This window comes from Mesorhizobium sp. M8A.F.Ca.ET.202.01.1.1, from assembly GCF_004791595.1.
GTDB lineage: Bacteria > Pseudomonadota > Alphaproteobacteria > Rhizobiales > Rhizobiaceae > Mesorhizobium.
In genome coordinates this window covers 1-10,519 of the sequence record NZ_SRUN01000037.1, presented here as the reverse complement: position 1 = coordinate 10,519, position 10,519 = coordinate 1, and the positions used below count along the sequence as shown (strand labels likewise).

Genomic DNA, 10,519 nt, shown 5'->3' with positions numbered 1-10,519 from the left:
TCGCTTGGCATCCGCGTAGTCGCTGCTCCCCTCATTCCCATCGGACGCATTCATCGCCATATCGCGCGGGTCCAGATAGCCTTCGAATGCGGATTCTGCAAAAGGACCTGCCAGACACGCAACTATCACTTGGATCGCTTCATCGCGTTGGAAATGTCGATCCATATCGTCCTCGAAAATCGGCTTTCGCTCCGAGGTGAATCCTTGCGCTGAATAGAAAACCGTGCCTTCGACAAAACCACCGCACTCTCCGTCACCGGCGTGGGGTAAATACTAACACTTGAGAAAGCAGGGAGTTCACGGTCGTCGTCGAACATCTGACGGTGCAAAACGATGGCGGCCACCGCGGGTCCGGCTTCGTGATGCGCCACAAGCGGCAGATATTGGGAGGCTACATTCATGCGGTGCGGCTCTCAGGTCTAGTTTCCATCCAAGCCCTGATATCGGATTCAAGCCATGCGACTCGGCCGGGGGAGATGCGACGCCGCTTAGGGAACAGGCCTGCCTTCAGAGTCGCGCGGTCGCGCTCGAACTGCGTTCCACTGAAGTGCTTCAGGGTCTTTGCCGACTGGCCGGCGGCCCAGGCAAGTGCCCGCTCGCCTTCCACATCTTCAAGCCAAAGATAGAGATCGTCGTCGGGAGCATCCAGCGTTGGACGGACATCAAATGCGTTCATGTCCGGACAGCCTTCAGAAAGAAGGGATAGAGGCTTCCGTTTGATCGGGAACGCTTAGTGTTGGTAGCGGCGCCCACATGTTCGAAAAGCGTGATCATTGATGAGTTCTTCCAGTCGGTGCGGCATCGCAGTGCTTTTGCGCATAGGACCGCAATTGTCGTGCCAACTGGGAAAATCGTTTCGGAAAATGCGATCGCTCTGGCAGCGTTGTGTCAGATGTCCGACATCGTCGAGAATCCGACAACGAGTGCTCCTCCTAATCACCGGATCAACCTCCGGCGCCTGGCGGTGACACCGCATTCCTCTGTCTTTCCAGGAGACGGCGTGGACATCAATGCCGTTCCTCACCGAACCCGCCTCCTAGCCCTTCGCCTGTGTAGCATACGTCACGGCCGCCCCCCGGTTTGGCTTCAACCTGGGATTACGGCGTCCTCTTTCGCAGAGAAGATCGGGTTGTTCGTGGCGCGCGCAGCGGAGCCGAAGGAGCTTTTTCTGGGTTGCGGATACTGGCATGTCGATATTACGACCGTGTGTCCTTCGACAAGCTTGGTGGCTTCTTCAACCAGAATCTCGCCGGGGAGATCGAATCGTTATCTGCGCCGCAAAGTGCGGCCGGTGAGCGGCGTGGCCCTGCGTTCCAGTTGGCCACGGTTCTCGCTGGGACGAGCAAGTAAATGGCTTGCGCAGCAACGGTGCGATCACACCTGGAGCACGGCGTCATCAGGAAAGCGCCATCCTTGTGCGCCCACGACACCCTGGTCGCCATCGGCCGCATCGCGGGGGGGCACTGTGGGCGATAACCATTCATTGATCTGGGCGATTGAGGGTTCTGCCGGGGCGCTATTGCTGCTCGGTAGGGCTGCGGGCTGGCGAGTCTACCAAGGCGAGCAACGACAGGCGAGACGGCAGACATTACGTGACGGAACTTGATATTGCAGTGCAGCAAGCGTAGAGCACCGCGCGCTTATCGGAGTGTCGTCCATGGCCCTTACCAATGCTGGTAACGAGGCAGAACCTGTCGAACAATCGAGCCATTCTGAGGTCGAGCAGCACAGCACCAAGGCGCTGATGTTGGGCGCACTAGGTGTCGTTTATGGCGATATAGGCACCAGCCCGATCTATGCATTTCGCGAGGCGTTGCATGCATCAGCGGGTGGCAACGTCGCCAGCCGTGGCGACATCCTCGGCGTACTCTCGCTGATCATCTGGTCCCTGACGATCACCGTGACGATCAAATACATCATGTTCGTGCTCCGCGCCGACAATCGAGGCGAGGGCGGAGTGCTGTCGCTTATGGCGCTGGCGCGCAACAGTTTCCCGACCCGCTCTGCGGTGATCCTCGGCATCGGCATCGGCATCGTCGGCGCGGCGCTTTTTTTTGGCGACGCCGTCATTACGCCGGCAATCTCGGTACTGTCGGCGGTCGAAGGTATGAATGTCGTCACGCCGACGTTCCAGCCCTATGTGGTGCCGCTGACACTGGCCATCCTGGCGATCGTGTTTGCGGTACAGCGGTTTGGCACCGGCGGCGTAGGATTGGTGTTCGGACCCGTTACCGCGCTGTGGTTCCTGGCCATCGGCCTTTCCGGGCTCAACCACATCATGGACGACCCGGAAATCCTGCTGGCAATCAGCCCGCATTACATCGTGTCGTTCCTGGTCAACTCGCCTGACGTCGCCTTCGTTACGGTTGGTGCAGTCTTCCTCGCCGTCACCGGAGCCGAGGCGCTCTACGCCGACCTCGGCCATTTCGGCCGCAAGCCGATCGTGCTCGCCTGGCTGGCGATCGTGTTCCCTTGTCTGTTGCTCAATTATGTCGGGCAAGGCGCCTTCGTGCTGGCAAATGGCGGCGTTGTCGGTCATCCGTTCTTCGAGATGAACCAGGGCTGGACGCTTATTCCGATGGTCGTGCTTGCCACGGCGGCGACCGTGATCGCCTGCCAGGCGGTGATCTCCGGCGCCTTTTCGCTGACCAGGCAAGCGGTACAGCTCAACATGCTGCCGCGTTTCGTCATCCAGCACACGTCGGAAAAACAGTCGGGCCAGATCTATCTGCCGCGCATCAACCTGATGCTGGCGCTGGTGGTGATGCTGCTGGTGGTCGCCTTCGGCGAATCCAGCCGGCTGGCCTCGGCCTACGGTATTTCGGTGACCGGCAATATGCTGGTGACGAACATACTGCTTTTTGTTGTGATGACGCGCATCTGGAAATGGCCGCTCGGCGTCGCGATAGCCTTAATGGCGGTGTTCGTCTTCATCGATACCGGCTTCTTTGCAGCTAACATCGTCAAGGTATTCGAAGGCGGCTGGGCCTCGCTTGCCATTGCCGCAGTGATCGTGATGACCATGTGGACTTGGATAAGAGGCAGCAGGTATCTATTTGACAAGACGCGCAGGAACCAGATTCCGCTCGATTTCCTTGCGGGCAATCTGTTGAAGAAGAAACCGCAGCTGGTGTCCGGTACGGCCGTGTTCCTGACCAGCGATCCCGCCAGTGCGCCGACCGCGTTGATGCACAGCCTGAAGCACTACAAGGCGCTGCACGAACAGAACGTCATCCTCTCTGTGGTGACGGCGCAGCAGCCCGTGGTGCCCGACAGCGAGCGGATCAAGATGGAAACGATCAATGAGCTGTTCATGCGGGTGACACTGACCTTCGGCTACATGGAACAGCCTAACATCCCGCGTGCGCTGGCGATCTGCCGCAAGCAGGGTTGGAAGTTCGACATCATGACGACGTCCTTCTTCCTGTCGCGTCGCTCGCTCAAGGCGTCACCCAACTCCGGCATGCCGGTGTGGCAGGACAAGCTGTTCATCGGCTTGGCGCGCACGGCCGCCGACGCGACGGAGTATTTCCAGATCCCGACCGGACGTGTGGTCGAGATCGGAACGCAAGTGGCCGTTTAGGCATGCCCGGTTAAGCAGAATCAATTGGCATTTCGCGAGCCGGTGAATGCCTGACCGGGCGGAGGCCACGATGCTTGCGCCAAACTGGGGTCCGGTTCCAGGCCTGAAGCTTCCGGCCCCGAAAGCCGTCCTTTACGCCTGCGATCATTTCCGTTCCGCATTGTCTTGCCGACCCACCAGTCGAGATGCGCTGAAACGACCTCGCCGGGCAGCAACTTATCATTTGAACCTAATCGATGTGCCGCAAGTCCGACCTTCATTCTTCAGTTCACAGGCTAGCGTTGCCAAAATCGGCGTGCCGCCTAACCGGCGCCGCACCGTGACCTGTCAGGATGCTATGCAGGCGCGAGGCAGAAGCTGGCTCGAGGCCGCCGGCCTGGTGCTGGTCCGGCAGCGGCCGGGCTCGGCCAAAGGCTTCATGTTCCTCTGGAGGATGAGACGGGTGCGGCAAACGTCGTCGTCTGGGTCAAGATCTCTCGAGAAATTCCGGCGCGTGCTTCTTGCTTCGGCCATGCTCGGCGTCCGCGGACGCATCCGACGGAAGAGGAGGTGGTGCACCTCGTCGCCCACGAGCTGACCGATCTGTCGGCCGGGCTGGCCAGCGTGGGAAACCGCAAGACGCCGTTTCCGTTGCCGCACGGCCGAGGGACGAGGCTCATCACGGCGGATCGGGCATCGATCCGCGCGGCATGCCGAAGGGGCGCGACATCGTCGATGCAGTATGACCATATCGACCCTATCAAGTTCAAGACGCGTAACTTCCGGTAGCGCTTCCGGAGGCCACTTCAGCAGCATGTTGTGCACACTTTTGTCGGACCCTGTTAACTGCCGATTGGCAGCAGGTCACCCCGTGCCGGATCCCAAATGTCGTCGCTCTCAAGCGCAACGACTGCCCGCACCCTTTTTAAGTCAGCGAGCACCTCCACCGCCGGACGCCGCCCCGTTTCCTGAGCCGCGGCGTAACGGGTGTATTTGTGACTGTCCGGCTCAAACCACTTCAACGATTCCAAAGTAGCCATGGCATCGCCCTTGCGGCTGCGCGTGATGCGAATGATCGTGATCCCATCCTCAGCGCTCGCGTCGAATGGAGACACGCTGCCAACGCTTCATCTGCTCTACCCCATCTTTGTTCCAAGGCGGTCGGATCATCTCAATGAGCCCTGCCTCGGGGTGGCCAAAGCATGCATATTTATCGTTCGGCCCCGCATCGAATTATCATCTGCGATGTGGGACTCGATCTTGGGTTGGCGACGGCTTAGCTCCGGGAGTAGACGTCGGACCACTGATAAGTGCCGGACCTTCTCCACAATTTCTCGGCGGACTCATCGTGAACGCTCGATTGGACGTAAATGCGGTTCGCGGAAACGCAGGTCTGGCCGGCATTGCGGAACTTCGCCTGGACCGCACCGTCAACAGCACCGTCAATGTCGGCATCATCGAAGATGATGAAAGGTGCATTGCCGCCGGTTTCAAGGCTGACCTTCTTGATCTGGTCAGAGCACTGACGCATCAGCAGCCGTCCGGCCTCGTTCGAACCGGTAAAGCTGATCTTTTGAATCTTGAAATTGGTGCAGAGTTCACGGCCCACGCGATCACCTTCGGACGCATAGATCAGGTTGACCACGCCATCGGGAAAGCCGGCCTGATGGCGAGAGCAAACATTGCACCTAGCCACGCCACAATAAGATCGAGCGCGGCTTCGTTGCGTGCGGGTCTGTGGTCAGTGGAGGGCGGAGGAAAAGCGCTCGGCGTGCTCGCCCTCGCGATACCACTGGTTCGCGCCGGCAAGCGCCAGTTTCTGAGGCAAATCGCCGAACAGCTGGTAGAGCCTTACTCTCAGGGCTTGGCATCTATGTCGCCTACGACCGCCACATGCAGCCCGTCGCGTGCGAAAGCGGCTTTGTGGAAGGCGCTTAGATCGGAGGGCGTTACGCTAGTCAGGCTCCCTTGGGCGGTCTCGAATACGGATGCGTGCCGTAGATTCCGCGCCGCCAGGCCAGCTCGGCGATCGCATGAGGTTCGCGCTCATTGGCAATGATTTCGGAGAGAAGCTGGGCGCGTATGCGGTCGAAAAGTGCTGGTGTAGCCGGCTGCGGGTCCCGCCACCGAGAATGTCGGCCAGCAGTCGAGCGCCGCGGCCTCGCACCAGGGACCGCCCATGAATGACTCATGCGAGGCGTCTCAAGGCTGTCCGCGATCCAGCGCCAGATCTCCGCCTCGCCCGAGGGGCGCAGAGCTGGCCGGTTGTGCAGGAGCCGTAGGCAATATCCGCCTTCCTCGTTCGGATGGGTAACGCTTGCGATACGGAGTCTTGACTTTGGCAGTCGCTCTGTGACATTACCTATATAAAGTTCGAAAGAAGGCGATATGGATCATGCATAGGTCACAGAGACCCGAATGAAGGCAACGTATAAACGCACCTATTCGCGCTACGCGATGGAAGCGCTTGGCCTTTTCGGTAAGACCATCCGGCTTGGCCGGATGCAGCACCGGTTAACCGCACAGGAGTTAGCCGAGAGAATCGGTGTTTCACGCAGCACCCTGCAGCGCATCGAGAAGGGCGATCCCAAAGTCGAAATCGGACTGATGTTCGAAGCTGCTGCCATTGTCGGTGTGAAGCTGTTCGATGCCGACGGCAAGGGCATCACAGCCCTCACAGGCCGCATGGACGATCGCATCGCGCTGCTGCCGAAGCACGTCTACAAGGCCAGCAAGCAGATCGTCGATGAGTTCTAAGGTCCCCAAGTACGACGAAGCCTATGTCTGGGTCTGGCTGCCGGGCGAGACCGCGCCGGTTGTCGCCGGGCGGCTATATGCCCATGACGGACTCGTCAGCTTCAACTATGGCAGGAGCTTTCGTGAACTGGGCAGCGCGATCCCGCTTTATCTCCCGGAACTGCCCCTGAAGGCAGGCGAATTGCCTTTGCTTCCTGGCCTAACCATGCCGGGATGCATCCGCGATGCTGCCCCTGATGCCTGGGGACGACGGGTTATCCTAAACCGCAAATTCGGTGTGAAGGGCGATGAAATCGCGCGGCTCGATATTTCAGAACTGACGTTCTTGCTGGAATCAGGCTCGGACCGCATCGGCGCGCTCGATTTTCAGTTTTCGCCCACGCATTACGAGCCGCGCGCACTGGCCAATGCCACTCTCGAAGAGCTTGTCCAATCGGCGGAGCGGGTAGAGAAAGGTATTCCGCTCACCCCCGAATTAGATCAGGCGCTGCATCACGGCAGCTCGATCGGCGGCGCAAGGCCAAAGGCGCTGATCGAGGATGACGCCGTCAAGCATGTCGCGAAATTTTCCTCGTCTGCCGACCTTTACAGCGTCGTCAAAGGAGAATTCATAGCCATGCGGCTTGCCGCCTTGTGCGGCATCAGAGCGGCATCCGTCTCGCTCGTTCGCGCCGCAGGCAACGACGTGTTGCTCGTCGAGCGATTCGACCGGATCAAGGTCACGGGCGGCTGGCAACGCAAATCCATGGTCTCAGCGCTGACGATGCTCGCGCTCGATGAGATGATGGCGCGTTACGCCAGCTACCAGGATTTGGCGGAGATCATTCGCCACCGATTCACCGCGCCGTCGGAAACTCTGCGCGAGTTGTTCAGCCGCATTGTCTTCAACATACTTTGCGGCAACACCGACGATCATGCCCGCAACCATGCGGCATTCTGGGACGGCGCTAAGCTCACCCTCACGCCTGCGTACGATATTTGTCCGCAGGCCCGCAGTGGCCAGGAGGCCAGCCAGGCCATGCTCATCAGCGGCAATAACCGCATGAGCCGGATAGCGTCCTGCCTTGAAGCGGCGCATCACTTCCTGCTCAGCGCGCCGGAAGCTCTTGCGATTGTTGAAGGCCAGCTCCGATGCATTGCGGAGAATTGGCCGCGTGTCAGCGAGGAAGCTACGCTATCCGGCATAGATCGGAATCTGTTCTGGGGCCGACAGTTCCTCAATCCCTACGCTTTTACGGCGCTGGAAGGAAGCGCCGACGTTCTCCGCGCTCTGGCTGACGAACTACGCAACAGTGTTCACGCCTGATCCGGCGCTGGATTTCGGACAAGCTCGGCAAGCGCAAGACGCCACAATATGGACAACCCTTGCCGTGCCAGGACGAAGATTGAACAAACGGCTCTTCAACAGTGACAACGTGCACTGCGGAGAGATGTTGAGCTGACACCGCAAAAGCCCAAGACGCGCGACTTCCCGCGATACAACTCCACATAACTGAGCGTCTACAAGCGGTGCAGCCAGCCAAACATCCAGCCATCAAAGCGATGATCGTCTGATCTTTTGCCGATGACATCACGTCGGGGAAGACTTGTTCGAGCGCTTGCCGCTTCATATCGATACCGGCCTGGGCGTAGCGCATCGTTAGTTCAGCCCGAGTGGCCTGGCCATCGACTGATGGTGGCGATGTCAACACCCGCCTTGACGAGGTGGATGGCCGTCGTGTCCCGCAAAGGGCGATGATGGATGCTCTTTTCCGCCATGGTGGTTCCTTCGCCCGCAGCCATGTGTGCGCAGCAAGTATCGAACACCGAACCGGGTGAGCAGTGTGGGGCGGTCGTTGCTTTGCTCGGCGGGACAGGGCGGTATACCAGACGAAGGTCACAATCGAAGATTCAGGATCCCTGAACTCGTGCATCCGTATTGAACATCAGCGAAAACAGAGCGTAATCCCGCTGTCCAGAAGGCGTGCGGCGGTCGATACGCGCCAGGACGCTCTTGATTTCCGGGCTCATCGAGATATTCGACAGGTGCCACCCACGCGCCCTCTTGAAGGGAAGTGTCACCACCAGTTGCAGCGTATCCTAATATTCGGGGTGCTCCGAAATCAGGAACCGCGCAAAGGCATGCATCGCCGCCAGCCTTGCATTGCGGGTCGCAACTGCCACGCTCGACCTCAAGTGATGTGAGAAAGCTGCCCATCCTGTCGGTATTGATGTCGGAGACCGCTTCTTTCAAGAATATCTTCCCGCTCTCCCGCGGCATGAGCCCGTGGCATGCTTCGGCCCAATGCTGTGGATTGATGTTTCTTCATGCCACAACCTCGCTGACGAGACCGCCGAAAGCCCCTTCAAAGCGGTCGGTGGCGATCTCTCGCAGCTTTGGAAGGTAGTGCATTGATTTTTCGTGGAATGGGGACCCTGTTTAAAGGGTGATTTTCGTCCAAACGGGACCCCTTAACGATGGGGTCATCAAGATGCCTCCGGCTTGATCGGAGGCATTTGTGTTTTGGATGTTGGTTTTAGAGACGATTGCAAAGAAAGTCGGCTGTCGCTGGTCCAGGGGAAGTCGATCAAAGCGATCTGCCGTGAGCTGAAGATCTCGCGCAAGGTGGTGCGCAAGGTCCTGCGTTCTGAGCAGACGCAGTTCCGCTACGAGCGCAAGCACCAGCCCTATCCCCGCATGGGAGCTCGGCGTGAGACGCGGGACCGGCTGCTGTCGGCGAATGCGGCCAAGCCGCAGCGGGAGCGGCTGCCGGTCGCTTCGACGGCTTCCATTGCATTCCCCCGTCGGTGTCGAAGACCTGCACGGTGCGCTTCGACAACAACAAATACTCGGTGCTGTCGAGTGCCGTCGGTCGGCCCATCGAGATCCATGCTTATGTCGATCGGATCGCATCCGCCAGAGGATGGCGTGGTCGTGGGAGAACACGTTCGCTCCTTTGGCCGCAACGAGGTCGTCTACGATCCCTGGCACACGGCGCGCGCCGTTCCTTGGCTGGGTCGTGCGGTCGGCAATGGAGAAGGTGCGGCGCAGCTCAAGGCGGTTGATGACGTCGACCGGCAGATGGTGTTGATCCTCACCTGGGTGCTGACCGACGGATTGAGCGCGGTCGAGGCCGCCTGTCAGGAAGCCATCGAGCACGGTGCATCGTCGGCGCCGGTGATCCTCAACATCCTGGCCCGCAGCCGCGATCCGGCGCCGGGCACGATCCTTTCCATTCCCCAAGCGCTGAAGCTAGCTCACGAGCGGTCGCCGACTGCACCCGCTATGACAGTCTCAGGAGGACAAACAGCCATGGAACGCACCGAGGTACTGGAACTGATGGGAGCGCTGAAGCTCTACGGAATGCGCAGAGCCTATGACGAGATCATGGGTGCGTCGCCATCAAGCGACGGCACGAGCCGCCCAGGATTGTCGGTGATCTCTTGCAGGCCGAGATATCGGAGAAGCAGGCCCGCTCCATCAAATACCAGTTCGCTGTCGCCAAGTTGCCGCTGGCCAAGGACATCGACGACTTCGACTTCGCCGACACGCCGGTCACCCCCTGATGCGCGATCTCGCCCGGCCGCGCCTTCGTCGCCGATCAGCGCAACATCGTCCTGGTCGGCCGCCTTCACGGGTCACCCCACTCGCGCGGAAGGTCGACCGCATTGCGACGGGCGCGTGTCGACTTCCCAACAATGTCAGACAGGAGACGCAACGCTATCGGAGCGATCGCATTGCCCGAAACGATTTTCCCAGTTGGCACGACAATTGCGGTCCTATGCGCAAAAGCAAACTAGACCTGAGAGCCGCACCGCATGAATGTAGCCTCCCAATATCTGCCGCTTGTGGCGCATCACGAAGCCGGGCACGCGGTGGCCGCCATCGTTTTGCACCGTCAGACGTTCGACGACGACCGTGAACTCCCTGCTTTCTCAAGTGTTAGTATTTACCCCGACGTCGGTGACGGAGAGTGCGGTGGTGTTGTCGAAGGCGCGGGTTTTTATTCAGCGCAAGGATTCACCTCGAAGCGAAAGCCGATTTTCGAGGACGATATGGATCGATGTTTGGAACGCGATGATGCGATCCGGGAGATAGTTGCGTGTCTGGCAGGTCCTTTTGCAGAATCCGCATTCGAAGGCTATCTGGACCCGCGCGATATGGCGATGAATGCGTCCGATGGGAATGAGGGGAGCAGCGACTACGCGGATGCCAAGCGA

At 59.5% G+C, this 10,519-nt stretch carries 6 protein-coding genes and 4 pseudogenes; 7 read left to right on the top strand and 3 right to left on the bottom strand.

The window, feature by feature from the left end; translation table 11 throughout:
- Positions 1-397: 397 nt before the first annotated feature.
- Positions 398-676, bottom strand: coding sequence for an AlpA family phage regulatory protein (locus tag EN845_RS36705; protein ID WP_127309512.1), 279 nt, complete (start codon positions 674-676; stop codon positions 398-400).
- Positions 677-1,657: 981 nt separating this feature from the next.
- Between EN845_RS36705 and EN845_RS33540 the strand changes: the two genes are divergently transcribed.
- On the top strand, positions 1,658-3,583 hold the full coding sequence (locus EN845_RS33540) for a potassium transporter Kup (protein WP_127309513.1): 1,926 nt from the start codon (positions 1,658-1,660) through the stop codon (positions 3,581-3,583).
- Between the two features lie 307 nt (positions 3,584-3,890).
- Positions 3,891-4,351 (top strand): annotated as a pseudogene (locus tag EN845_RS33535) (OB-fold nucleic acid binding domain-containing protein); the annotation flags it as partial.
- A gap of 53 nt (positions 4,352-4,404) precedes the next feature.
- Here EN845_RS33535 and EN845_RS33530 read toward each other — a convergent pair.
- Positions 4,405-4,677, bottom strand: coding sequence for a hypothetical protein (locus tag EN845_RS33530; RefSeq protein WP_127266913.1), 273 nt, complete (start codon positions 4,675-4,677; stop codon positions 4,405-4,407).
- 215 nt (positions 4,678-4,892) lie between these two features.
- Positions 4,893-5,228 (bottom strand): annotated as a pseudogene (locus tag EN845_RS33525) (aldehyde dehydrogenase family protein); the annotation flags it as partial.
- A 752-nt stretch (positions 5,229-5,980) separates the two neighbouring features.
- On the opposite strand from EN845_RS33525, the gene EN845_RS33515 reads away from it, so the two are divergent.
- The 5 genes and pseudogenes from EN845_RS33515 to EN845_RS33495 form a co-directional block, all read left to right on the top strand.
- On the top strand, positions 5,981-6,319 hold the full coding sequence (locus tag EN845_RS33515; protein WP_236383572.1) for a helix-turn-helix transcriptional regulator: 339 nt from the start codon (positions 5,981-5,983) through the stop codon (positions 6,317-6,319).
- Positions 6,309-7,625 (top strand): HipA domain-containing protein, encoded by a 1,317-nt coding sequence (locus EN845_RS33510; RefSeq protein WP_127206482.1) that lies wholly within the window; start codon positions 6,309-6,311, stop codon positions 7,623-7,625. The genes EN845_RS33515 and EN845_RS33510 overlap by 11 nt, the downstream gene beginning before the upstream one ends.
- Positions 7,626-9,067: 1,442 nt before the next feature.
- Positions 9,068-9,601, top strand: a pseudogene (locus tag EN845_RS36505) (IS21 family transposase); the annotation flags it as partial.
- A gap of 10 nt (positions 9,602-9,611) precedes the next feature.
- Positions 9,612-9,925, top strand: a pseudogene (locus tag EN845_RS36500) (ATP-binding protein); the annotation flags it as partial.
- A gap of 192 nt (positions 9,926-10,117) precedes the next feature.
- The coding region (locus EN845_RS33495) for a hypothetical protein (protein ID WP_135897788.1) at positions 10,118-10,519 on the top strand (402 nt) is incomplete at its 3' end.

Bases quoted from the DNA above. Each gene is read 5' to 3' on its own strand.
- EN845_RS36705 (WP_127309512.1), bottom strand. From the start codon at position 676: ATGAACGCATTTGATGTCCGTCCAACGCTGGATGCTCCCGACGACGAT.
- EN845_RS33515 (WP_236383572.1), top strand. From the start codon at position 5,981: ATGAAGGCAACGTATAAACGCACCTATTCGCGCTACGCGATGGAAGCG.
- EN845_RS33510 (WP_127206482.1), top strand. From the start codon at position 6,309: ATGAGTTCTAAGGTCCCCAAGTACGACGAAGCCTATGTCTGGGTCTGG.
- EN845_RS33540 (WP_127309513.1), top strand. From the start codon at position 1,658: ATGGCCCTTACCAATGCTGGTAACGAGGCAGAACCTGTCGAACAATCG.